19 protein-coding genes are annotated in these 24,564 nt (G+C 40.6%); 11 read left to right on the top strand and 8 right to left on the bottom strand.

Going from position 1 to position 24,564, the window contains the following annotated elements:
• Positions 1-20 precede the first annotated feature (20 nt).
• On the top strand, positions 21-2,915 hold the full coding sequence (infB, locus tag G3O08_RS00095) for a translation initiation factor IF-2 (RefSeq protein WP_163282629.1): 2,895 nt from the start codon (positions 21-23) through the stop codon (positions 2,913-2,915).
• Here the strand turns inward: infB and G3O08_RS00090 are convergent.
• Positions 2,912-3,436 carry an SPOR domain-containing protein gene (locus G3O08_RS00090; RefSeq protein ID WP_163282628.1) on the bottom strand — a complete coding sequence of 175 codons (525 nt, stop codon included), beginning with the start codon at positions 3,434-3,436 and terminating at the stop codon, positions 2,912-2,914. The two genes, infB and G3O08_RS00090, sit on opposite strands and share 4 nt — an antisense overlap.
• A gap of 256 nt (positions 3,437-3,692) precedes the next feature.
• Here G3O08_RS00090 and G3O08_RS00085 point away from each other — a divergent pair, with 256 nt between their 5' ends.
• The 9 genes from G3O08_RS00085 (at position 3,693) to ruvB (ending at position 16,298) form a co-directional block, all read left to right on the top strand.
• A complete protein-coding gene (locus G3O08_RS00085) occupies positions 3,693-4,997 on the top strand; it encodes a c-type cytochrome (protein ID WP_163282627.1) in 1,305 nt (434 codons plus the stop codon).
• Between the two features lie 21 nt (positions 4,998-5,018).
• The gene (locus tag G3O08_RS00080; protein ID WP_163282626.1) at positions 5,019-8,222 is read left to right on the top strand and encodes a TAT-variant-translocated molybdopterin oxidoreductase; all 3,204 of its coding nucleotides are present in this window, start codon (positions 5,019-5,021) and stop codon (positions 8,220-8,222) included.
• A gap of 25 nt (positions 8,223-8,247) precedes the next feature.
• Positions 8,248-9,621 (top strand): NrfD/PsrC family molybdoenzyme membrane anchor subunit, encoded by a 1,374-nt coding sequence (gene nrfD, locus G3O08_RS00075; protein WP_163282625.1) that lies wholly within the window; start codon positions 8,248-8,250, stop codon positions 9,619-9,621.
• Positions 9,621-10,178: a DUF3341 domain-containing protein gene (locus G3O08_RS00070; RefSeq protein ID WP_163282624.1), complete on the top strand. Its 558-nt coding sequence runs from the start codon at positions 9,621-9,623 to the stop codon at positions 10,176-10,178. The genes nrfD and G3O08_RS00070 overlap by 1 nt, the downstream gene beginning before the upstream one ends.
• A complete protein-coding gene (locus tag G3O08_RS00065) occupies positions 10,175-10,846 on the top strand; it encodes a c-type cytochrome (protein ID WP_163282623.1) in 672 nt (223 codons plus the stop codon). The genes G3O08_RS00070 and G3O08_RS00065 overlap by 4 nt, the downstream gene beginning before the upstream one ends.
• Positions 10,843-12,147: a quinol:cytochrome C oxidoreductase gene (locus G3O08_RS00060; RefSeq protein WP_239540799.1), complete on the top strand. Its 1,305-nt coding sequence runs from the start codon at positions 10,843-10,845 to the stop codon at positions 12,145-12,147. The genes G3O08_RS00065 and G3O08_RS00060 overlap by 4 nt, the downstream gene beginning before the upstream one ends.
• A 24-nt stretch (positions 12,148-12,171) precedes the next feature.
• Positions 12,172-13,383: a cytochrome c oxidase subunit II gene (locus G3O08_RS00055; RefSeq protein ID WP_239540798.1), complete on the top strand. Its 1,212-nt coding sequence runs from the start codon at positions 12,172-12,174 to the stop codon at positions 13,381-13,383.
• A gap of 16 nt (positions 13,384-13,399) precedes the next feature.
• Positions 13,400-15,187, top strand: coding sequence for a cytochrome c oxidase subunit I (locus G3O08_RS00050; protein ID WP_163282622.1), 1,788 nt, complete (start codon positions 13,400-13,402; stop codon positions 15,185-15,187).
• A gap of 88 nt (positions 15,188-15,275) precedes the next feature.
• On the top strand, positions 15,276-16,298 hold the full coding sequence (gene ruvB, locus G3O08_RS00045; protein ID WP_163282621.1) for a Holliday junction branch migration DNA helicase RuvB: 1,023 nt from the start codon (positions 15,276-15,278) through the stop codon (positions 16,296-16,298).
• A 128-nt stretch (positions 16,299-16,426) separates the two neighbouring features.
• Here the strand turns inward: ruvB and G3O08_RS00040 are convergent, their stop codons facing one another.
• From G3O08_RS00040 to G3O08_RS00015, 6 genes are all read right to left on the bottom strand, one after another.
• Positions 16,427-16,630, bottom strand: coding sequence for a hypothetical protein (locus tag G3O08_RS00040; protein ID WP_163282620.1), 204 nt, complete (start codon positions 16,628-16,630; stop codon positions 16,427-16,429).
• Between the two features lie 137 nt (positions 16,631-16,767).
• Positions 16,768-17,409 (bottom strand): porin family protein, encoded by a 642-nt coding sequence (locus tag G3O08_RS00035; protein WP_163282619.1) that lies wholly within the window; start codon positions 17,407-17,409, stop codon positions 16,768-16,770.
• Complete coding sequence (locus G3O08_RS00030; protein WP_163282618.1) at positions 17,387-18,331, bottom strand: Omp28-related outer membrane protein; 945 nt, start codon at positions 18,329-18,331, stop codon at positions 17,387-17,389. The genes G3O08_RS00035 and G3O08_RS00030 overlap by 23 nt, the downstream gene beginning before the upstream one ends.
• Positions 18,332-18,341: 10 nt before the next feature.
• A complete protein-coding gene (locus G3O08_RS00025; RefSeq protein ID WP_163282617.1) occupies positions 18,342-20,051 on the bottom strand; it encodes a DUF6029 family protein in 1,710 nt (569 codons plus the stop codon).
• A gap of 14 nt (positions 20,052-20,065) precedes the next feature.
• Positions 20,066-20,554, bottom strand: a complete 489-nt coding sequence (locus tag G3O08_RS00020) for a TlpA family protein disulfide reductase (RefSeq protein ID WP_163282616.1) — start codon at positions 20,552-20,554, stop codon at positions 20,066-20,068.
• An 83-nt stretch (positions 20,555-20,637) separates the two neighbouring features.
• Positions 20,638-22,119, bottom strand: coding sequence for a T9SS type A sorting domain-containing protein (locus G3O08_RS00015; protein WP_163282615.1), 1,482 nt, complete (start codon positions 22,117-22,119; stop codon positions 20,638-20,640).
• A gap of 511 nt (positions 22,120-22,630) precedes the next feature.
• On the opposite strand from G3O08_RS00015, the gene G3O08_RS00010 reads away from it, so the two are divergent.
• On the top strand, positions 22,631-23,311 hold the full coding sequence (locus G3O08_RS00010; protein WP_163282614.1) for a T9SS type A sorting domain-containing protein: 681 nt from the start codon (positions 22,631-22,633) through the stop codon (positions 23,309-23,311).
• 477 nt (positions 23,312-23,788) lie between these two features.
• On the opposite strand, the gene G3O08_RS21610 is transcribed toward G3O08_RS00010, so the two are convergent.
• Positions 23,789-24,445 carry a T9SS type A sorting domain-containing protein gene (locus G3O08_RS21610; RefSeq protein ID WP_163282613.1) on the bottom strand — a complete coding sequence of 219 codons (657 nt, stop codon included), beginning with the start codon at positions 24,443-24,445 and terminating at the stop codon, positions 23,789-23,791.
• Positions 24,446-24,564: the final 119 nt, after the last annotated feature.

Here is a 24,564-nt window from a genome sequence, read left to right as displayed (position 1 = left end):
AGAAACGGAGCAATATATATATGCCAGCAAAGTCACAAACAGTAAGATTAAGTAAAGCCGCTAAGGAATTCAATGTGGGAATAGCCACAATTGTTGAATTTCTCGCGTCTAGTGGTCACGATATAGACACCAACCCGAATACGAAGATAGACGGAGCTGCTTATGAAATTCTGAAAAATGAATTTCAGGATAGCAAAACGCTAAAAGAAAAATCAAAATTGGCGGGTGTATCGTCGGGCAAGCGTGAAACTGTGAGCCTGGATAGAAATGAGCCTCAAGTAGAAAAGCCTGCTAAGGAAGAGCCAGAAGAGATTTTTATTAAGAATGTACAAGGCACGCAAGATGATGATGATATCATTAGGCCAAGTGTAACAAGAGGTCCCGGAATATCTGTAGTGGGTAAAATAGATCTGGATAAAAAGAAAAATGCTTTAGCGGAAGAGAAGAAGAAAGAAGAAGAGGCGAAAGCAAAAGAGCAGGAAGAGACAAAAGCTAAAGAAGAAGCTTCGAAGAAAGAAGCTTCTAAGAAAGAGGCAGAAGCCAAAGAAGCGAAATCGAAAGAAGAGGCAGAGAAGGCCAAATCTGAAGTGGCGAAAGCTGAAGAGAAAGATGATAAGGCAAAAGAAGAGAAGGAAATAGAAGCTAAGCCAAAAGACGAAAAAGCAAAAGACGAGCCGAAAGAAGCTCCTGCTAAAGAAAAGGAAGAAGCGAAGCCTGTTGACGACAATACCATTCGTACGAATGTTGGTAGACTCGCTGGCCCTACGGTAGTTGGAAAGATTGATCTTCCTGAAAGGCCGAAGAAAAAGAAGAAACCTGTAATGAGTACCGACCCCGGTACTGAAACACAGCAAAGTCGCCGCAAGCGCAAGCGCATTGCTCCTAAAGTAGATCCAAAGAGAACAGGTGCTGCACCACCTGACAGAACGCAGGGTGGTGGTCCACGAAAACCAGCAGCTCCGCAAAAAGGAAGAAAGCCAGTTAAAGGTGGCGGTCCTCGTCAGGAAGTTAGCAAGGAAGATATAGATCGCGAGTTGAGAGAAACACTTGCGAAACTTAGCGGAGGTAGCAAGTCTAGAGGAGTAAAAAACAGAAGGTTGAAGCGCGATGAGCACAGAACCAGAGCAGAAGAAAGAGCACTACAGCAACAAGAAGAATCGAAAACTCTTAGACTTACTGAATTTGTAACGGTAAGCGACCTTGCAAGCCTTATGGACGTTAGCATTCCCGAAATTATTTCGGCATGTATGAGCCTCGGTATTATGGCTTCTATCAATCAGCGTCTCGATGGTGAAACGCTTACTATAGTTGCCGAAGAATTTGGATATGAGGTAGAATTTACCTCTGCCGAAGGTCAGGAAGCAATCGCTGTTGAAGAAGATAAGCCCGAAGATTTGCAAGATCGCGCGCCTATTGTTACCGTAATGGGTCACGTTGACCACGGTAAAACATCACTCTTGGATTATATCCGTAAAGAGAATGTAATAGGTGGCGAAGCTGGTGGAATAACCCAGCACATAGGCGCTTACAGTGTAGAGCTGGAAAACGGTAAAAGAATCACTTTCTTAGATACTCCCGGTCACGAGGCCTTTACCGCCATGCGTGCTCGTGGTGCCCAAGTTACTGACTTAGCTATTATTGTGGTCGCTGCCGATGATGATGTAATGCCTCAAACTAAAGAGGCTATCAATCATGCACAGGCTGCCGGAATCCCAATGATTTTTGCCATAAACAAAATTGATAAGGAAGGCGCCAAACCCGAAAGAATTAAAGAGCAACTCGCTCAGATGAATATTCTGGTTGAAGACTGGGGTGGAAAATTCCAAAGTCAGGAAATTTCTGCCAAAAAAGGACTTAATATTGAAGAGCTTCTCGAGAAAGTATTGCTCGAAGCAGAAGTACTTGAATTAAAAGCAAATCCCGATAAAAACGCCATTGGTACGGTTATAGAATCTACACTTGATAAAGGACGTGGATATGTAACTACTATCATAGTTGAAGGTGGTACCCTAAATGTAGGCGATATCGTACTTGCAGGTCATTACACAGGAAGGGTAAAGGCAATGTATAACGAGCGAGGAGTAGCTGTAAAATCGGCGGGACCGTCAATTCCGGTTTCAATGCTCGGTTTAAATGGAGCACCAAGTGCCGGCGATAGGTTTAATGTGCTTAAAGATGAGCGCGAAGCTCGAGGTATAGCTACCAGAAGAGAGCAACTGCAACGCGAGCAAGGTGTACGTACTCAAAAACACATTACACTTGACGAGATTGGAAGACGTATTGCCATTGGTGACTTTAAGGAGCTCAATATAATCCTTAAAGGAGATGTGGATGGATCGGTAGAAGCACTTGCAGATTCGCTTCAGAAGTTATCTACAGAAAAAATTGCGGTAAATGTAATTCACAAAGCAGTAGGTCAAATTACTGAAAGTGATGTACTTCTAGCCACAGCTTCAGATGCCATTATTGTCGGTTTCCAAGTGAGGCCTTCAGGTGGAGCGCGAAGACTGGCCGAGAAAGAAGAAATCCAGATCAAGATTTACTCAATAATCTATGCAGCAATTGAAGATGTGAAAGACGCCATGGAAGGTATGCTTTCTGCTAAAATTGAAGAGAAAATTATGGGTAATGCAGAGATTCGCGAAACCTTCAAAATATCTAAGGTGGGAACTATTGCCGGCTGTATTGTAACAGATGGTAAGATAACCAGAAACGCTAAAATCCGAGTTATCCGCGATGGAATAGTAGCCTACACAGGAGAGCTGGGAACCTTAAAACGCTTTAAAGACGACGTGAAGGAAGTAACGAAAGGCTACGAATGTGGATTAAATGTAGAGAAATTCAACGATATAAAAGTTGGTGATATTATTGAAGCCTTTGAAGAAATAGAGGTAAAACAAACCCTGGCTGATTAATTTTCAGCAGGGTTTTCAGAATCTTCTGTTTTAGCAACTTCTAGTGGTGGAAGCTCAATTTTGTCTTTAACAATATAACAGCCCGGAAAATTCCGGGCTATTTCTTTTTTAAGCTTTTCTGCCTCCAGCCTGGAGCGAAAATCACCTACGCGAAGCCTGAAATTTGGTGCCAGGTATGAAAGATATGCACCTAATTCAGGATTGCTTCTCACAAATGCTCCACGCTTTTCTTGAGCAGCACTGCGATCGCCGAAATAAATCTGAACACGATATCCGTCCATCTTTGTCGGATACTCTTTTTTGCGCTCGTTTAATTGCGTGATTCTGCTGTCTTCGATCATTTTAATGCTCCCCAATTCGGGTTGAATATTCAAATTTTCGCGTATAGTGCGAAGCGAATCTTGACGATTTGTAGTTTTCCCTGGCTTATAAAGCCGCCAATCTTCGTTTTCCTGAGCAAAGGAATGAAGGGAAACACCGAAAAAGAATATAAATGTGATTATTGAAAATTTTTTGGCCATAGCTTGCTTTGCTTTTTGTGGTGCAAATTTAATGCAATTTATATACTTCTATTGGTCATAGTGATGTGTTAATCTGATAGAAAGAACCAAAATTATTACCAGAAATGGCGACAACAAGGGGATGACCTTTATTTAGATTGATTATAAATTATTTGGAACTGTGACAATTTTATGACAATAGGGCAAAACCAACTGATGTTTATTATAGTTTTGTGTCAAATTTCAAAAAGCCATTTATCTGAACACACGGTTAGATATGAAGCATATTTCTAAAGAACATTCTACGGTTCTTAAATTATTATGGGTTGCAGTTTTAGTTTTTGGGGTGGCCGCCTTCTCTGGTGTACACGCGCAAGACGGTGAAAAACTTTTTAAGCAGAATTGTTCTGCGTGCCATAAAGTAGATAAAGATCTTGTTGGGCCTGCTCTTAAAGGCGTGCAGGAACGTTGGGCGGGTAAAGAAGAACTTCTGTACGAGTGGATCAAAAACCCGGCCAAGGTTAAAGATATGGGCGATCCTTATGTAGATAAGATGCTCGCTGAATGGATGCCCAAGGGTGGTCTTATGGCTGCGCAATTGGTAAACAATGAAGAGATTGACGCCATTCTAAAGTATGTCGCAGATTGGCAACCTGCTGTTGCTGCTGTTCCTGCTACAGGAACAGCAGACGGAGCCGCGCAGGCTCCGGGAGCCGCAGCAGATACAGGTATTTCTGCTGTTTGGTTGATTATTGTTGCGTTTATTCTTCTAGTTTTAATATTCTCGCTGGTGGGCGTGCGCTCGTCGCTTACAAGATTAAATTCTGCAATATTAGATTCGGAAGGTGAAGAAGTAGCGCCGGCACTTTCAAGCGGAGAACGTTTTAAAGCATGGATGTGGAAAAACAAGACTTTTGTTGCCATTATCAGTATTCTTGTCTTGGTTTATTTTACGGTGCTTGGTTATGATGCCCTTATGGGAATAGGTGTTTATCAGGGTTATACTCCCGAGCAGCCTATCAAATTTAACCACACCCTCCACGCCGGAACAAATGAAATTGCCTGTGTATATTGTCACTCAAGTGCCTTGAAAAGCAAGCATGCCGGTATTCCTTCTGCAAATGTTTGTATGAATTGTCATACCGGTATTAATGAAGGCCAATCTGCTGAAGGTACTGCCGAAATCGCAAAGATTTACGACGCAATAGGTTGGGATCTGGAGTCAAGAAGCTATACCGGCGAAGAAAAGCCAATTAAATGGGTTAAGGTTCACAACCTTCCAGACCTGGCATACTTCAACCACGCACAGCATTATGTGGTAGGTGAAATTGAATGTCAGGAATGCCATGGCCAAATTCAGCAAGATTATACAGTTGCAGGCCAATTTGCACCGCTCACTATGGGCTGGTGTATAGATTGCCACAATAATACTGCTGTTAGAATGGACGGTAATGGTTATTACGACGAGGTACATGAGCGCCTTGTTGATCACGGAAAAGAAGAGCTCAAAAAGTATTTGGAAGATGGAACCATTTCAGTGAAAGATCTGGGTGGATGGGAATGTTCTAAATGTCATTATTAAAAACAACGCTGCACGAATAGTATGGCTGAAAATAAAAAATACTGGGTTGGAATTGAAGATCTTCATCAAACTGAAGAATTTCAGAAAGCAAGCCAAAACGAATTTGCTCCGGGAGCGCAATCTGTTGATGAGTTCATCACGGAAACCGACTTGTCTAAAACGTCTACAAATCGCAGGGATTTCCTGAAATTTTTGGGCTTTAGCGTTACCGCGGCTACTGTAGCGGCGTGTGAAACGCCTGTAATACACTCTGTTCCTTATTTGAATAAGCCCGAGCAGATTACTGCCGGAATACCTACGTATTACGCGTCCACTTTCTTTGATGGATTTGATTTCGCTAGCATAGTGGTGAAAACCCGTGAGGGACGCCCTATTTTTCTGAAAGGAAATAATAAGCACGGAATCAATCAGGGAGCGCTTACTGCGCGCGTTAACTCGTCGGTATTGAGTTTGTACGATGGGAAAAGACTCAAAGGCCCCAAAATGGTTGGCGATGATGCCACCTGGCCTGAAATGGATTCAGCATTGAAGTCTGAATTAAGAGGTGTTTCCGAAAGTGGTAAAAGCATTGTTCTATTAACAGGGTCAATCATTAGCCCTTCTACCCAAAAAGCAATTAAAGAATTTAAAACTGCCTTTGGTGAAGAAAAAGTAAAAGTTGTAACCTACGACCCAGTGTCGCGGTACGGTATTCGCAAAGCCAATGAAATGAGCTTTGGCAAATCGTCTATACCCGATTACGACTTCTCTAAGGCAAAGACAATTGTTAGCGTTGACGCTGACTTTATGGACAACTGGTTGCTTCACAATCAGTATGTTCCTCAATATGCTAAAAACCGTAATCCGCAAGGAGAGTGGATGAATAAGCACTATCAATTTGAATCGCGCCTTTCACTTACGGGTTCAAATGCCGATGTGCGCGTTCCGATTATGCCTTCGCAAGAAGGTGCGGTTGTACTCGCTATTTACAATCAGGTTGCAAAACTTGCCGGCAGCTCATCCATGTCTGGAAGTACAGATGGTTTGCCGGAAGCAGGTATAGCTAATGCGGCTAAAGATCTTTACGCAAACCGCGGAAAGTCTCTTTTTATCTGCGGAAGCAATGACCCGAATGTACAAGTAGTGGCAAATGCTATTAATACTACTCTTGGCAATTATGGATCAACTATTTCTACTGATGTAGAAACATTTATCAATCAAGGAAATGATGAAGAAGTAATGCAACTCGTTGCGGATATGAATTCCGGAAGCGTTGGTGCATTGTTAATTCATGGAGATATTAATCCCGCTTATTCACTGCCCAATAGCGCAGCGTTTATTTCGGGAATGAGTAAGGTAGGTGTTACGCTTTCTTTTGCCCGATTGGCAGACGAAACAGCAGTTCATTGTAAGTATATTTGTCCGGATAATCACTATTTGGAGTCATGGAATGACTTCTATCCCAAAACAGGACATTCTGCACTTGCACAGCCTACAATTTCAAGACTTTACAATACACGCCAGTTTCAAGAGAGCCTCTTAACTTGGGCAGGAAATACTACTTCTTATCACGATTATATTCGTTCGGTTTGGCAAGATTATTCTGCTTCTATTGGCGACGCATCTATTTTGTTCGATGACTTCTGGTTCAATGCCGTGCGCAATGGGTCAGTAAGTGTAAAGGTACCATCGGCCGATTGGTCCATGCAGGTATCTTCTGATGTATTATCATCTGCTTCGGGCAAAATTAACGGTGTTAGTGCCGGCGGCAGCGACACATTTGAAGTGGTATTATACACCAAAGTTGGAATAGGAAATGGTAGCCATGCGACCAATCCATGGCTTCAGGAATTGCCTGACCCAATTTCGAAAATTACCTGGGATAATTACATCGCAATGAATCCGGTCGATGTAGAAGCATTTGGTTTCAATATGCATATTGGAGAACAACTTCCGGCATCGCTCGCTAAAATTACCGTTAATGGAATGAGCGAAACGCTACCCGTTGTAGCACAGCCCGGTCAAAAGAAAGGAACTGTTTCTATAGCCCTAGGTTATGGACGCGGAGCCGGTCAGGAAGAAATTGGACGTGCCGCATACCGCACCAAGCCTTCAGGAGGATACGAGAAAAATGAAAACGACCTTAAGGTTGTAATCGGAAAAAATCTTTATCCATTCGTGGCTGTTGCCAATGGAGTTATGTCATACAAACTTACCGGTGCAAATATTGAAGCCGCAGGTATGGTTTACCCAATGGCGAGTACGCAGACACATCATACTTTAATGGGTCGTGATTCTATCGTTCGCGAAACGACTTTTTCGACATTTAAATCTTCTCCAAAAGAAGTCTACAATCCCGCACATAAATTAGTAGTACGCGAAGAGGGTATTGCCACTTTAAAAGATGTAGATGATGTAGATATTTGGGAAGCTCACCCTGTAAAAGGGGTAGGCCACCGCTGGGGAATGAGTATTGACCTTTCAACTTGTATTGGCTGTAGTGCATGCGTTACTGCTTGTCACTCTGAAAATAACGTTCCGGTAGTAGGTAAAGATGAGATACGCAGAGCGCGCGATATGCACTGGATGCGCATTGATAGATACTACTCCTCTGACATGACAGTAGAGAAGGGAGCAGAATTAGACGAAGGTATAATTGATACCTATCGCGAGATGGAAGTTCCCGAGTATGAGAATCCGACAACGGTTTTCATGCCTATGATGTGTCAGCACTGTAACCATGCGCCTTGCGAAACGGTTTGTCCCGTTGCTGCAACTACCCATAGCAACGAAGGTTTAAATCAAATGACCTACAACCGTTGTATCGGTACACGTTACTGCGCCAACAACTGTCCGTTTAAAGTACGTCGTTTTAACTGGTTTAATTATAAAGCTTACGATAAATTCGCTGATGTTAATCCTGCACAGGATGCTACTGCACGTATGGTGCTCAATCCTGATGTAACTGTGCGCTCTCGCGGTGTAATGGAAAAATGCAGTATGTGTGTTCAAAGAATACAAAGTGGTAAGCTTGATGCCAAAATGAAAGGTGAGCCAGTACAAGACGGAACAATTGTAACCGCTTGTGCGGAAGCATGTCCTACAAATGCAATCTCTTTTGGCGACTTGAATGATACTAAGAGTGAAATTTCCGGTGATGAGGGCGATAATCGCACTTATCACGCACTTGCAGAGATAGGTGTTAAGCCTAATGTGAGTTATAAAGTAAAAGTGCGAAATACATAAAAGTAACTTCTGAAACTTAGCATAGATGCACAAAGAAGCTGCCATAAGAACACCGTTGATACTTGGTAATAAATCTTACCATGATATTACTTCGGACGTAATAGGCCCAATAGAAAATAAGGCACCTACCGGTTGGTACGTGCTTATTACAATCGCCGGACTCATTTCACTATGGGGAATAGGCTGTATCCTGTATCTAATATCCACAGGTATTGGCGTATGGGGGCTTAATAAAACAGTAGGCTGGGCCTGGGATATCACCAACTTTGTATGGTGGGTAGGTATTGGCCACGCAGGTACCCTCATCTCTGCAGTATTGCTGCTTTTTCGCCAAAAATGGCGTATGGCTATTAACCGGTCGGCGGAAGCAATGACCATTTTTGCCGTAATGATGGCTGCCGTATTTCCGGGTATCCACATGGGTCGTATCTGGCTGGCTTATTTCGTTTTCCCGTTACCAAATCAGTTTGGATCATTATGGGTAAACTTTAACTCACCTTTACTTTGGGACGTTTTCGCGATTAGCACATATTTTAGTGTCTCGTTAGTATTCTGGTACATTGGACTTATTCCCGATTTTGCTACAATAAGAGATAGAATGACCAAACCGCTTACAAAGAAAATATATGGAATGCTTAGTTTTGGATGGTCGGGTAAAGCAAAACAATGGAGCCGCTTTGAAGAGGTTTCACTGGTATTGGCCGGTCTTGCGACACCACTGGTTTTCTCCGTGCACTCTATAGTATCTATGGACTTTGCTACATCTGTTATTCCGGGTTGGCACACCACCATATTTCCCCCCTACTTTGTATCGGGTGCGGTATTCTCAGGATTTGCGATGGTTCTTACCCTCCTGCTCGTAATGCGCAAGGTTATGAAATTGGAAAATTACATTACCCGAAAGCACGTAGAGTATATGAACATTGTAATTATCGTTACAGGTTCTATAGTTGGGGTTGCATATCTCACCGAGCTCTTTATATCATGGTATTCAGGTGTAGAATATGAGTCTTATGCCTTTATTAATAGATTTAGTGGGCCTTATTTTTGGGCATATTGGATCATGATGACTTGCAACGTGGTTACTCCACAGCTGTTTTGGTTCAAGAAAATTCGTACCAACTTCATTCTCACTTTTATCTTATCTATCGTGGTAAATATCGGAATGTGGTTTGAGCGTTTTGTAATTATTGTTACTTCTCTTCACAGAGATTACGTTCCATCAAGCTGGTCTATGTTTCATCCTACATGGGTCGACATAGGTGTGTTTATAGGTACAATTGGAATATTCTTCTTTTTATTCTTATTATTTGCAAGATTCTTCCCCGTGCTTGCATTAAATGAATTGAAGTCGATCTTAAGAGTTTCAGGTGAAGAAAATAAAAAAGAAAATCATTAATGGCTGAAATGACACATACGAACAGAGTCATTCATGTAATGTTTGACGATGACTTGAAGCTTGTCGGAGCTGCAAAGCGCCTGGTAGCTGACGGTATTCAGATTAAGGATGTTTATTCACCCTTTCCAATTCATGGTATTGACCCTATAATTGGTATAAAGCGCACACGTCTTGCTATCGTTTCATTCATGTTCGGAGCTTTAGGGCTGTCACTGGCCTTATTGGGAATGTGGTACTTCATGATTTACGACTGGCCTATGAATATTGGTGGGAAACCAAGTTTTAGCCTTATTCAAAATTTACCTGCGTTTATTCCAATTTCATTTGAGTTTACAGTACTACTTGCAGCGCATGGAATGGTTATTACCTACTTGATTAGAAATGGTACCCTTCCGGGGATGCCTGCGGTGAATCCTGATCCACGCACTACAGATGATAAATTTGTAATTGAAATTACCGACCAAGAGAATCCCGGTGCATCGACCGAAACAATGGGCGTACTATTTAAGGAACTGGGAGCAATTGAAATTAACGAAAAACAATTGGCTAAGAAATGAATTTAACGAAGTCAATACATATAAAAGCACTTTTTACGACGGCGTTTGGCCTACTTTTGCTAAGCAGCTGTGTTAGAGATGAGCAAAGTCCCGGGTATGAGTATATGCCTGATATGTACCGTAGTCCGGCCATTGAGGCTTATGTGGATTATGGAGAAATAAGAGACACGATACGTCCTGAATTGAATTTGACCATGTCAGCACGGCAGCCTGTTGAAGGTACCGTTCCAATGTCGGAATATGCAATGAACGATATGCCTTATTCAATTCCAAACACACCTGAAGGCTATGAGCTAGCAGGCGAGGTATTGAAATCGCCTTATCCACAATCACAGAAAATTATTCTAGAAGGTACCGAGGTTTATGCCAATTTCTGTGTGCAATGCCACGGTGCCAAAGGAAAAGGCGATGGTGCAGTTGTAATAAAAGGGGGGCATCCCGCACCTCCTGCTTACGATGGTACACTTAAAGACTTGTCCGAAGGAAAAATGTTTCACACTATTACTTACGGTAAAGGTTTGATGGGGTCTCACGCTTCACAAATATCTAAGTCTGACAGGTGGAAAGTTATTGCATTCGTAAAGACGCTTCAAAATCCCGACGCTCAGGTAACTGAGCAAAACGGATCTGAAGCTGATACAACTGGAACGGCCGAAATGCCGAATTGATAATCGAATTTAAAGATCAGGAAATGAATTTCGTTTTCTCAAGTAGAGCAAAATTAGTATCGTACATCCTCATGATTGTGGGTGCAATAGCCATCATAGCGGGATTCTTCGTGTATGGAGAAAACCATCATGCACGCTGGTGGTCTAATATGATGATAAATGGATTTTACTTTCTGGGAATTGCCTTGGGAGCACTCTTTTTCTACGCCTTGCATTTTGCCACAGAAACAGCCTGGGCTGTAATGCTTAGACGGGTAATGGAGGCTGTTTTCTCATTTATTCCTTACGCCTCAGTTGTAATGATTATTGTTTTTATTGGCTCTACCTTTCACTGGAATCACATTTACCACTGGATGGATGAAGCTACTACAATGCAATATGTTACTGCGGCAAGCGAAGGTTCTGCCCATCCAGATTATTTTTATTCGCTAGAAGCAGCTGAAAAAGCAGGTGCGGATGTAATGGCTAATCCGAGTTATGATGAGCTGATAGCAAATAAAACCATGTATTTGAATAAGCCATTTTTCTGGATTCGTACCCTGATTTATCTCGCTACTTTTATTTTGTTTGGAAACTGGTTTAGAAAGCGATCGCTGAAAGAAGATGAAGTAGGAGGTACAGAAATACACATGAAAGGATACAAGCGAGCCGCCGTATATCTGGTAATTTTTGCCGTATTTTCTTCTACACTTTCGTGGGATTGGTTAATGTCTATAGACACGCACTGGTTTAGTACACTTTACGGGTGGTACGTATTCTCGGGTATGTGGGTATCGGCAATGAATATTATTACAATTCTCACGCTTTATTTGATTTCTAAAGGTTATTTAAAAGAGGTAAATTCAAGCCATCTTCAAGATATGGGAAAATGGGTGTTCGCACTTAGCTTCTTATGGTCTTATTTGTGGTTTTCGCAATTCATGCTTATTTGGTATTCTAATATTCCTGAAGAGGTCACCTATTTTATTGTTCGAATAAATGAGTACAAAGTGCCATTTTTTGGGATGTTTATTGTTAATTTTGCACTCCCAATGGTTGTGTTGATGTCAAGAGATGCGAAGCGCAACCCCGGGTTCTTGATTGCTATGGGTACGATTATTTTTATTGGACACTATATGGATACCTTTATGCTTATTGTTCCCGGAGTAATGGAGAAAATGGCATTTGGATGGTTAGAAGTAGGCTTCTTACTTGGATTTATGGGCTTGTTTATCAATCGTGTATTTTCCTCATTGGCAAAAGCACCCTTGGAACCTCAAAAATCACCTTACCTGGAAGAAAGTTTGCATCATAGCATTTAATTGGAGATTATTAGATAATAGATCATGGAGAAACTGCTTTTAGTACTGGTAATAATTCTTGCGGTAATTGGTGTAGCACAAATTGCCAAAGTTTACCAGTTATCAATGGGTATTGGCAATAAGCGCGAAGAAGAAATATCGCCCGCAGCGAATAAAATGAATGGTGCTTTACTGCTTATCTTTTGCCTTGTCCTTTTCGCTTTCTTTATATGGGAGCTTATAAGTCATCAGGATATTCTACTCCCGGTAGCCGCTTCGGCTCACGGGCAGGAGGTTGATACGCTTATGAATTTCAACTGGATAATTATTTTTACGGTATTCTTTATCGTGAATTTCCTTTTATTCTTCTTTTCGTATAAGTATGCTTATGATCCAAAGAGAAAGGCATATTACCTTGCTCATAATAACAAGCTGGAGTTGATTTGGACAGTTATTCCGTCTATAGTTCTTGCAGTTATTATTATTTACGGGTTGCGCACCTGGAATCAAATTACAAATTTTGAAGGGGGAGAAGATGCATTAAACGTTGAGTTGTACGGGCGCCAGTTTGACTGGACCGTTCGGTATCCGGGCGATGATGCTGTATTAGGAGATTTTAATTTTACAATGATTACCGGGCCAAATCCGATGGGTGTTATCTCAAATGAAAATTTGCCCGGTAGAATCAAGGAGTTGCAAGATGAAATTCAAAAGAGCGAAGATGATCTTGTAAATAATATCTTACCTCACAGTCAGGCTATGGAAATTGAGGAGAAAATTGGAATGCGTCGCCGCCAGCTGGCAAAAGTTATAGCGTACGAGCAAAGTGGCCGTGATTTTTCTGCTTCAGATGATGATATTATTGTAAAAGGCGAATTTCACATTCCTGTAAATCGGGAGGTGCGTTTTAATATACGTTCCTCAGATGTAATACACAGTGCTTATTTCCCTCATTTTAGAGCACAAATGAACGCTGTACCTGGTATGACTACTTATTTTAAATTTACGCCTACTATTACAACAGATAGTATGCGTACTATAGTAAAAGATCCTGATTTTAATTTTATCCTTCTTTGCAATAAGGTTTGCGGATCTGCACACTACAACATGCAGATGGATATCATTGTAGATACAGAAGAAGATTACGAAAAATGGCTTTTAGATCAAAAGACTTTTGCCGCTACAATGGTTAGTCAGATCGAAAAGAAACCCGAAACGGGAAAATTGGAAGAAAAACGCATCATTGCTGAAAAATAATTGAAAAAAATCGCATATGGCAGCTATAACTGAAGCACACGCCTCTCAGCACGCGCATCACCACGCAAAGGAGAGCTTTGTATCGAAATACGTGTTTTCGCAAGATCACAAAATGATCAGTAAGCAATTTCTGATCACTGCAATAGTCATGGCTATAATTGCTATGATGCTATCTGTATTTTTTAGATTGCAGCTGGGATGGCCGGGAGAGAGTTTTGAAATTCTAAATTTTTTCCTTGGAGATAAATGGGCGCCAGATGGGGTTCTGGACAAAAATATGTACCTTTCTCTGGTAACTATACATGGTACCATTATGGTATTCTTTGTGCTTACCGGTGGCTTGAGTGGTACATTTAGTAACTTACTTATTCCGTTGCAAATCGGTGCCAGAGATATGGCTTCTGGCTTTCTGAATATGCTGTCTTACTGGTTCTTCTTTATTTCCAGCATTATTATGGTCGCCTCTCTATTTGTAGAGTCTGGTGCTGCTAGTGGTGGTTGGACTGTTTATCCGCCTTTGAGTGCCTTGCCACAGGCTATGCCCGGATCAGGTCTTGGGATGTCTCTATGGCTTATCAGTATAACTATTTTTATCGCTTCATCGCTCTTGGGTAGTCTCAATTACATTGTTACTATTCTCAATTTGCGTACCAAAGGAATGAAAATGACAAGATTGCCACTTACAATATGGGCATTCTTTATTACGGCCATTCTGGGCGTACTTTCATTTCCTGTATTGTTTGCAGCTGCTCTTTTACTTGTTATGGACCGCACGTTGGGCACCAGCTTTTATCTAAGCGATATATATATAGGAGGAGAAGCGCTCGATCCGGTAGGAGGCAGCCCGATTCTCTATGAACACTTATTCTGGTTCCTCGGTCACCCCGAAGTTTACATTGTAATTTTACCGGCACTTGGTATTGCATCAGAGGTTCTTTCAACAAATTCGCGAAAACCAATTTTTGGTTACCGCGCGATGATAGGATCACTTTTGGCTATTGGTTTCCTTTCGTTTATCGTTTGGGCTCACCACATGTTTATTTCAGGAATGAATCCATTCCTCGGATCGGTATTCGTATTTACTACACTGCTTATCGCTATTCCATCTGCTGTAAAAGCGTTTAATTACATAACCACGTTATGGAAAGGTAATATCATCTTTACGCCTGCCATGTTGTTTTCAATCGCTTTGGTTTCTACATTCGTTACAGGAGGATTAACGGGTATTATTCTCGCAGATGCCACACTCGATATTCAGGTTCACGATACTTATTTTGTCGTCGCCCACTTCCACGTAGTTATGGGGCTATCTGCTATTTTTGGTATGTTCTCAGGAGTTTACCACTGGTTCCCAAAAATGTATGGACGCATGATGAACAGCAAGCTGGGTTACGCCCATTTCTGGTTGACAGTTATAGGTGGATATGGGGTGTTTTTTCCTATGCACTTTGTAGGCGTTGCCGGAGCACCACGTAGGTATTATCAATACACTGATTTCCCAATGTTTGATGGAATCCAAGACTTGAATGTAATCATAAGTCTATTTGCCATTATGGCGGCGTTTGCACAAGGCATTTTCTTATTCAATTTCTTTTACTCTATTTACAGAGGTCAAAAAGCAATTCAGAATCCATGGAAATCAAATACGCTGGAGTGGACTACTCCTGTAGAGCACATACATGGAAACTGGCCAGGTGCCCTTCCTGTCGTTTACAGATGGCCTTACGATTATAGTAAGCCGGGTAAAGAGCTTGATTATGTGCCGCAGACAGTTCCATTAAGTCCCGACGAAGAAGAGCATTAACTAATTCTTAAATAACTTTTAAAAGCCGTGCTACTTAGTACGGCTTTTTGTTTTAAACCTATTTTTTTCTTGTTTATCTTTGAAGACAATGGATGAAGATTTTGACTTACGTGGTTCGGCGTCATATACGGATGCAGATATAGATCGTGTTTTACGGCCAAAGACATTTGGAGATTTTTCGGGGCAGGAAAAAATTCTGGAGAACCTGAAGATATTTGTTACTGCTGCGATGAACAGAGGTGAAGCCCTTGATCATGTTTTACTACACGGTCCACCCGGATTGGGTAAAACAACGCTTGCAAATATTATTTCGCAAGAACTCGGTGTGGGCTTTCGGGTTACTTCCGGCCCCGTACTTGATAAGCCGGGCGATCTTGCCGGTTTACTCACCAATCTCGAAGAGAACGATGTGCTTTTTATTGACGAGATCCACAGGCTTTCGCCAATAGTAGAAGAATATCTATACTCAGCGATGGAAGATTTTAAAATCGATCTTGTTATTGATACAGGTCCCAATGCGCGGAGTGTTGAAATCAGCTTAAATCCGTTTACACTAATAGGAGCCACAACCCGCTCTGGCTTGCTTACGGCACCGCTGCGCGCCCGGTTTGGTATCAATTCTAGACTTTCGTACTATTCACATGATGTACTTGCAACAATCGTAAAGCGAAGCGCTGATATATTGAATATTCCAATAGAAAATAATGCGGCACACGAAATTGCAAGAAGGTCTCGTGGTACGCCACGTATAGCCAATGCTCTCCTAAGAAGGGTCAGAGATTTTGCTCAGGTAAAAGGTACAGGAGTTATTGACCTAGATATATCCCAAATAGCACTCGAAGCACTCGAAGTTGATGCCTATGGTCTTGACGAGATGGACAATAAAATCCTCGTCACCATTATCGATAAGTTTAAAGGCGGACCGGTGGGACTTACAACCATTGCTACGGCAGTAGGAGAGGATCCTGGCACAATAGAAGAGGTGTATGAACCCTTTTTAATTCAAGAGGGATTCTTAATGCGCACTCCACGCGGAAGGCAGGCTACTGAAGCATCGTATAAACACCTTGGTCGCACACCTAAGCCAGATCAGGGAGAGTTATTCCTTTAGTGAAGACGATTGCCAGGGTCATTCACAAAGGCCGGGGAAAAAGCTTTCGGCTGGTAATTATATTACCCTGCCCGTGAGGCATCTATTAAATCTAGCAATAAATAAAATAGAAGCACAAAAAAAGCGCTTCAAAATGAAGCGCTTAGGTTTGTTGACTCGAAAACTTCGAGTATTAAATCTTTGTAGATGACGCCAAAGGTGATTAGGCACCAGGCTTTTAAATCTAAACGTTCATGGGGCTTTACCCAGTTTAGCGATTTCTTTAATTCTTTCTTAAAGAGTAGGCGGTCAAAGCTTACTTTTTGGAGAATCTGCTTACTTAGTTCCAACATTATCCAGCAGTTTTAAATTTCGTGATTAAGGTACTACATAAACGGCAAATTTCTGTGGATGTTATGTGAAATTTCGACGGATTAACAAATTTTCAAGTCTGAATATTTGAATCAAGCTCTGAATCAATTGGTTAGGCTTAACGGATTGAGTATGAGATCAAAACCCCAAGTACTGTGCTGTATTGCCTGCCTTTCAAAGTGTTAGAGGAATAGTCACCTTTCGACCTTATTGGCAATAAAGATTGTTCAAGCCTTATTTGAGCAGCCCATTTTTCAGAAAAGGAATATTCTGCACCAAGAATGAGCGCTAATTCGAGTTTCTCAAAATCGGGCGTTCCGGTTAGTTCACCATTCATATCTTCTTCTTTGCTGCTTATAAGAATTCCGATTGCAGGACCGGCTAGAAAACTGAGCTTTGAATTAACCTTGTATTTGCCATAGACCGGAATTTGAATGTAATTCAGCAACATGCTATACTTTGTGTAATTTCCAGCGTCGGGATCAGGTCTTTTTATGCTGCCTTTTTGAATCAGGTTGAGCTCAAATCCGCCATCCCATTTAGTAGAAAAGGTGGTCGTAATTCCAAGTCCGCCCGTAAAGCCCAATTTGTTAAATCCACTTAGGCCATCGCCCTGAACCTGGCTTGCAGTTATACCTGCGTGAATGTCTAGATTAAAAGCAGATGAGCCACTATCCTGTGCCAGCAACAAATCGCTGCGCCACAATAAGAGCAGGATAATTATTAGAACCTTGTATTTACAATATATGTGCTTCTTCAACTTGTACAACTTCACGGTTTGATGATTTGCTGATGAAAACAAGTATTTCACAATTTTCTAAATTCCATTCAGTATTGATGTCTATTTTTAGCTTGAGCGAAAGTACTTCGTTAGTATTCAGGTCTATATTGCCGTTAAAAACATCAATTCCCCACGGGCCATAAGCACTTCCGCGGTATACGTGGTTGTGCACGTAATCCAGAATTTGGCCACCTGGCGAACTTGAATTTTTTTGAGCATCAGCAATTCCACTTTCAGTTACAGAAAGATTAATTAAATAAGCTGTTTCACTAGGTATTAGCGGTTTTGCATAAACCTTTACAATCAATTCCTGATTTTCTTCATCAACGGTTATGTTCTCAATGCTGATATAGACTTCCGGGTTGTTTTCAGCGATAAGCGCATTTATCCTGTCGGTCCATTCGGCAAAGGGAATGTATTTATTGCCTTGACTTCCCAATCTGTTTATTGCTCCATTTGGCAATCCTGCCATCTCGTAGTAGTCAAAAAACTGTTCGCCTTCCGGGGTTCTGAAGTCACTATGATAAGGTTGAGTAGTATCTGATGTAAGAGGTGCTGCGAAGAACGGAGTACAATGTACACCTACAATACTCAATCGGTTTGGATGAGCTGCTTTTAAATTTACTGCAGTTACGGTTGCGGGCACACAGTTGGTGCATCTGAAACCAGTAAAATCTTCGAGTAGTATTTTCTCATCGTAATTTGTAATAGGAGAAGCAAGGGTTATAATGCCATCGGTGCTATCTGTAGATGTCGTATCGGTACCTGTAATATCTGGCAGCACAAAATCAGGATCGCAACGTCTTTTATCTACATAGATACAGTCATCTTCTGCATCCTGACAAGAAAAAAAAACGGTTCCTAGAGTTAGGAGTAAAACGAATGTAAATAAATTTTTCATAATCTGAAATTTAAAAACTACTGGTAATACTAATTGCCAGACCATTAGATGCCGGTACAACACGACATATACCACCTACACAAAATACACCCGCTCTCTGGCGCCCATAGGTCATACTTACACGTGTAGTTTTCTGTATATAGCCAATGCTTAAAGAAGGAAAGTGGAATTTGTCGCCGTCTGCATTTCCATAATTCCATTGATCTACTACTGTTACAAAATAATGTGGTGATACAGTGTATTCTATAACACCTGCCACCCAATCTTGCACGTGCTGATCGGTAAATAATGCTTGCGCTTCAAAGCGGATATTGTGTTTGGAATTAAGCTTTACATTTCCTTCAAACACAAATAAATCGGAGTAAACGGTACCTTTTGTCGCCACGTTATTATAGTCGTAAGCGCCTTTTATAATATCGTTATTGTAGGCAATATTTTGGTAGAATAAAGTTCCCTTAAATTTTTTAGACAACTTTTTGGTTATACGCGCATTAAAGTCTGTATAATAGAGTTCATTGCCCGGCTTAAACAACGTAAAATCTGCTCCTTGCCGGGTAGTACTCAAATCGTTTATCGGGTTTATACTGGGCGACATTATGTGTGTATAGCTCAGTTCGAGCTTCATACCATATTTTCCGCCGAGCGTTGATTTTCGGTTAAAGTTATAAAACACATCAGCGCGATAGGCATTTTCGCCATTTGGCTGTGTGGCATATGGGTAGAGTTGCGAGAGCGCATACGTTTGCAATACGCTTGTGGCCGGCAAGTAATTAATCCAAGAATCGAAGGGTCCTGATGCTCTTTGGCTTTGGTATGCCATGCTGGCCAGACTAGATGCGGTAACTGAAACCCCAAAACCTCTTACAGAATAAGTCGCATTGAGATTTACACCTTCTCCACGATGCCATAATCCAACGCTTGGGTCGAGGCTATCTGGAATATTTATAATTTGTGCATTGGTGGCAGTCGGATTTAATCCTGTCCAGGCGTACTCTCCGGAAAATTGAAATCCACCTAAATTGTATCTTAAGCGCGCCGCCCCGCCATCCACGTTTTCGGGAAAATCATAAGTATTACTCAGGTTTTTTTCATACCGGCTTACGTAACTTCCGCCAATGGATAATTGACCTGGTATAGTGACTGTAGAATCAAGTAATTCTGACAGATTGAAATCACCATTCAGACCTCTTACAATGCCGTCACCATTTTGGAAACCATTGTTGAAGTTAAATCTTTGCTTTCCATAGAGTCCGGTTAATTCAATTCCTTTATACGGTCTCGCCTTTACGCGAATTCCGTCTAGTGAATAGTCAACACCGAGTCCTCGATCTTCCCAGGTTCTTAGAATCATTCCTGAGCCAAACTGCTCATAAAAATTCCCGACAGTAATATCAATTTCATCTCCTGAGTACCGGGCGAATCTATAACCTATTCCGGTTCCGTTCCAGGGAGCGCCTGCGGGATATGCCACAGGGGCGGGGAGGTAGGTTTCAAAGCGCAAGCCGGTAGAGAACTTTGCGTTTCGGTAAATGATATTTCCAAAGCCGCTCAGCGCCATAATCTCGGGTGGAACAACCGCACTTATCGCCGAATCTTCAACGTAGTACTGGCCATCGAGCTGGAAGTTTCCAGACACTTCACCCTTTGATATCCAATCTTGCGCTTGTCCAGATAAATTTAAAATGAGCAGGCCGGAAAGGAGGCCAAAAAATCTCAACATTCTCATTATTTAAACTACTTTTTCAGTAATAAAATCTGCTCGTATAATTTGTCTTCGTCGCCGGGGCTGTAATTGTTGTGCTCCCAAACTATTTCGCCTTTGCCATTTAGCAAAAATGTATGAGGTACATTATTTACATTCATGGCACGTTTTAAATCCTGGTTGGTATCAATCAATACCTCATAATCCCAGGCTGATCCATTAATGTATGGCAAAACGCGCGATTGGCTTCGGGAGTCGTCAATGGATACAGCAATAAGTTTTACTCCGGTTTCATCCTGCCAGTCAGGATATACTTCGGCAATTGTATTGAGCTCTCTTTTGCATGGAGAACACCATGTAGCCCAGAAATTTATAATAACGGGATTCCCGTCATTAGAAATATCTGCGGTATTAAACGACTGGCCTTTTAAGTCTTTTACAATTACGGATGGTACTTTATTTTGGGCGATTAGTGCGTTACTCATGCACAGTATAAATGACAAAGCAATTAGAATTCTCATACTCATGGTTTTTAAATATAAATAACGTTCAGGACAATTGCCCTGAACGTTATTCTAAATTGATTATAATTATTCAAAAAGGTTTAATGTCTAACTACAAATTTAGACGCAATATTATTCTCTCCAATTTTTACATTCATCATGTAAACTCCATCATTCAACTCGTTTACCTTCAGAGTATGCAAAGAATAACCCGCAGACATTTTACCAAAGTCAACGCTATGAACATTTTTACCAACGATGTCGAAAACATCAACCGTAACTCTTTCAGATGAAAGCAAATCTAATTCAATGCTTAGATTACTACTTGCAGGATTTGGGAATAAATTGAAAGAATTGTTTACCAATACATCCTCAATTGCAGAAGCATCACTTGTTGTTTCAAAAGGTGAAGTTTCCACTGAAAATTGAGCAGCACCTCCGCCAGAAACAACTACAGTTCCATCAGATGATGTAACAGTGTAAAAGCCGTCAGTACCATTTGTCCAAGAAGCCCCATTCAGACCATCACCGAATGAATCATAAATGCTAAAAGAGTAACATTCTGATGCATCGACGATTACTTGGATATCTAATGTTTGGAGCGACTGAGCACCATAAGGGCCACCACTTGCAACTTGAACATTATCTGAGTTTCGAATCTTCCATGTAGTTTCTGAACCGTATGTGTCAAGTTCAAGATGAACATTAATAACATTAGTCGTTTCTACTGCCATTGCGACATTCTGTGTCACCGAACTAAAATCAGAGTCTTCATCCGCTGAAGTTATAGTGACTGTAATGTCGGATGTTTCAGAAATTGTAGTCGTTCCCAAAGTTACATCTGCCGTTTCAAAAGGAGCCAAATCACCTGTCCACTCATAAGTTAAAAGTGACCCATCTGTGTTTGAAGCATCTAAAGTAACTGCTGTAAGATTAGCGCTACCTACGTTTTGAATTGTTACTTCTACCTCAACATCGTCACAAGTAGCAACAGTTCCATTATAAGAAAGAACTGCTGGATTAATTTCTCCGCCACCAGTAACACATCCACCAACATCAGTCATAATGTTTTCAGCATTTTGCTGCCCTAATTCAAAAATTTGTCTGTTGGGGCAAATTCGGATAATATAAGGGTAATAAGCCTGTTCGAAAATACCAGCTACAGAATTGTCATTTGCCATTGGATAAGGAACTTCACTAAGCCAGTTCCATCCATATGTGCTCCCAGCACCGCCGCCGATTGCAGAAACTGGAGTGGAAGCGTCAGACTCAATACCAATAACTATTACCTCATTTGTGCCATCAACTCCATCGCCATAAGTGTAGTACAAGTCCTTTAGAGCGCCACCTGCAGGGTGACCTAAATCATCGTTGTGGTAATTCCAGCAAGGGCCGCACCATTCTGCGTACAAGTCTAAAACAACTGTCTTTCCTGAATCCAGGTAAGCAAAAATGTCATGAACATTTCCGTCAAGGTCGGTAATAATTACATTTTCCTCCAATACCGTACCATTGGCAATTTGAGCTTTCATTGTGCCAATCGAAAGGCTGGCTGCCATAAATAGAAGTAAAGCTTTTTTCATTTTATAAAGATTAGTTAGTGAGATTTGAGTTGTAAAAGTATTTCTTTAAGAGGAATGATTCCTGATTTTGGATGTGTTTTATAGTTCATTATCAGCTTTCTGTTGGACTCACAATTTCCGCAATAGATAATTATTCGGTTGATTAAAGTTATCAATTTACTAATTATTTATTGGTTTTAAAAAGGTTAAGAGATTGAATTTATTTCCAAGTCAATTAAAAGATGAGTATGCTTACTCTTGGATTTACAAGACCAAACAGACTGCCCGCGTGTAGACCGGACGAAATGTTAGTAGCAATTTTTTTGCTTTTTGTTTTTAGTATGAGCTAACTAGAGCTATCTTATTTGGATAAGAGAAGCAGCTTATAATTGAGGCATTCACTGCTTGGCTTGGAGTCCTAATGGATTATTTATGCTTTGGTTTATCCAAAAAGCGAAGAACAAATACTTATATTTGCAGTAATCCAAGAAGAATCAACTTTAAACGGTTTTAAGTATTAAGTATTACGAATATGAAAAAAATCTATCTTTTATTAGCTGTTAGTGCTGTCTTCATTGCCCCATCAAAATATTTATTCGGACAATTGTCTATTTCACCAAACCCTGTTTTTGAGGATGGTGTAATGCCGGAAGATTTTGAAGGAATTGGACATTCATTTATTACGAATGGTTTCGACTTTAACTTAGTCCTCACTTGGAGTTTAACTGTGGTTGAGATGACTCCCGGATGGCAAGTTGCGGTGTGTGACGTAAATCAATGCTATCTTCCGACTGTAACTATGATGGATTTTTCATTAGGAGCAGGTGAAGATGGTACTATGGATGTGCATGTTTATCCAAATAATTTTGAGGGACAAGCAATTATCGAAGTTGAAGTGTATCAATCTAACGATTCTACTAATACCACCTCGGCAACTTACTTTTTTAATCATACTGTAGGGCTTGCAGAAAAGCTCAGCGAAGCAATTAAAGTTTATCCAAACCCGACACAAGATTTTATCTCAATCGACAATTCAAAAAACTTTGTATCGTCAGTTGAGCTCTATAATGTGACTGGAAAAATGGTGTTAAGCACTTCGTTAAATGGAAGTAATAGAATTTCTATTCAGGAATTAGCGGCGGGAAATTATATTCTGAAGTTGGTTGACGCTAGTTCTAAAATTGTTTCAACTAATTTAATTGTGAAACAGTAATTCGAATCCTTATTTTTAATGAATCCGGCTTCATTTAAGTTGCCGGTTTTTTTTGGGTAATAATGTATCCATACATACCAGCTAGTGCTTTGTTATCGTTATTATTAGAGCATTGCGTTTACTTTATGCTTTATCAACCAATTCTCTCATTGTTGCATTTTCGGTTTAAATGATGGATGTTTGTCGAAAGGAAAGATTGGATTAGAACGCTTTAAATAATTCTTGATCACCAAGACAAAAAAGTGAAGTTGGCATTTAGAGTTTCAAACTCCAAATGCCAACTCTTCTTGGTTAAGAACAACTGTTGAGAAAGCTATTTTTTCAAACTCTTAAGTAAAATTTTGTTAAATACTAGTCAATTTATTCCTTTTGTATGATTTATGACCAACAAAATTATAACTCCAGAAGAACTCATATTGTTAAATAAACCTCATGACTTAAATATATAGAAAGGTTTAGTTTAAGAAATCATAAAAGCTATTTATAAATTAGTCCAGTATAATTGTCAGAGTGTGACTTTATATTATAAATGTACATTCCTTTTGCAAGGTTGGATGTGTCGAAACTTCTATTAAAAGTTGATCCTTCAAGTTGTGCACTTTTTAATAATACAATTTTCCTACCAAGAACGTCAACAAGTTCGATTTGGTATTGCTCGGAAGGCTTTGGTTCAAATTCAATTTCAATTGTAGAAGTAAATGGATTTGGAAAGATTTTAGCTTTTTCGGAAATAAAATCTAAGAAGTTCTCATCATTAACCATTAATCCGTTTGGAACACTAGCATATAGGTAGCTATATTGTGTACTTGAACCGCAGAGATTACTTACGCTAACTGTAAGTTTATAGTAGTTTCCTAACGAAAAAAGACCATTTGAATAGGCAAAATATCCTGTATACCCTGAATATCCATTACTGCAATTTCCAAAACCCGGATTAATTCCCCAAACGGCACTAGAGATACAATATCCATTCAAATTCTCATAAGTATAGTTGGCAACTCCAGCTACCGAAGTTGTTTTAGTATATATATTTTGAATCACTGCTCCAGAGGCGTTTACTTGGTCAATTATTACTTCCAAAGATGTAATATCTCCAGTACTATTATTTATTCTATATCCAATAGATGTATCCACCCGACCATCCCATATTGCCTAATTCCCACCCCCGCCTGATCTTTGTCGAAAATAATTTTGATGAAGTTACAAGAAAAAATGTTTGCTCTGGTTCAAGCCTGGCAAGAGAGCGGAATGGT

Source organism: Cryomorpha ignava (assembly GCF_010686655.1).
Taxonomy (GTDB): domain Bacteria; phylum Bacteroidota; class Bacteroidia; order Flavobacteriales_D; family Cryomorphaceae; genus Cryomorpha; species Cryomorpha ignava.
This window is presented reverse-complemented; position numbering and strand designations above follow the sequence as displayed.

What these genes read in the sequence shown, in the direction of transcription:
- G3O08_RS00080 (WP_163282626.1), top strand. Translation starts at nt 5,019, where the DNA reads ATGGCTGAAAATAAAAAATACTGGGTTGGAATTGAAGATCTTCATCAA.
- G3O08_RS00055 (WP_239540798.1), top strand. Translation starts at nt 12,172, where the DNA reads ATGGAGAAACTGCTTTTAGTACTGGTAATAATTCTTGCGGTAATTGGT.
- G3O08_RS00085 (WP_163282627.1), top strand. Translation starts at nt 3,693, where the DNA reads ATGAAGCATATTTCTAAAGAACATTCTACGGTTCTTAAATTATTATGG.
- G3O08_RS00050 (WP_163282622.1), top strand. Translation starts at nt 13,400, where the DNA reads ATGGCAGCTATAACTGAAGCACACGCCTCTCAGCACGCGCATCACCAC.
- G3O08_RS00010 (WP_163282614.1), top strand. Translation starts at nt 22,631, where the DNA reads ATGAAAAAAATCTATCTTTTATTAGCTGTTAGTGCTGTCTTCATTGCC.
- G3O08_RS00030 (WP_163282618.1), bottom strand. Translation starts at nt 18,331, where the DNA reads ATGAAAAATTTATTTACATTCGTTTTACTCCTAACTCTAGGAACCGTT.
- infB (WP_163282629.1), top strand. Translation starts at nt 21, where the DNA reads ATGCCAGCAAAGTCACAAACAGTAAGATTAAGTAAAGCCGCTAAGGAA.
- nrfD (WP_163282625.1), top strand. Translation starts at nt 8,248, where the DNA reads ATGCACAAAGAAGCTGCCATAAGAACACCGTTGATACTTGGTAATAAA.
- G3O08_RS00040 (WP_163282620.1), bottom strand. Translation starts at nt 16,630, where the DNA reads ATGTTGGAACTAAGTAAGCAGATTCTCCAAAAAGTAAGCTTTGACCGC.
- G3O08_RS00070 (WP_163282624.1), top strand. Translation starts at nt 9,621, where the DNA reads ATGGCTGAAATGACACATACGAACAGAGTCATTCATGTAATGTTTGAC.
- ruvB (WP_163282621.1), top strand. Translation starts at nt 15,276, where the DNA reads ATGGATGAAGATTTTGACTTACGTGGTTCGGCGTCATATACGGATGCA.
- G3O08_RS00090 (WP_163282628.1), bottom strand. Translation starts at nt 3,436, where the DNA reads ATGGCCAAAAAATTTTCAATAATCACATTTATATTCTTTTTCGGTGTT.
- G3O08_RS00025 (WP_163282617.1), bottom strand. Translation starts at nt 20,051, where the DNA reads ATGTTGAGATTTTTTGGCCTCCTTTCCGGCCTGCTCATTTTAAATTTA.
- G3O08_RS00065 (WP_163282623.1), top strand. Translation starts at nt 10,175, where the DNA reads ATGAATTTAACGAAGTCAATACATATAAAAGCACTTTTTACGACGGCG.
- G3O08_RS00015 (WP_163282615.1), bottom strand. Translation starts at nt 22,119, where the DNA reads ATGAAAAAAGCTTTACTTCTATTTATGGCAGCCAGCCTTTCGATTGGC.
- G3O08_RS00020 (WP_163282616.1), bottom strand. Translation starts at nt 20,554, where the DNA reads ATGAGAATTCTAATTGCTTTGTCATTTATACTGTGCATGAGTAACGCA.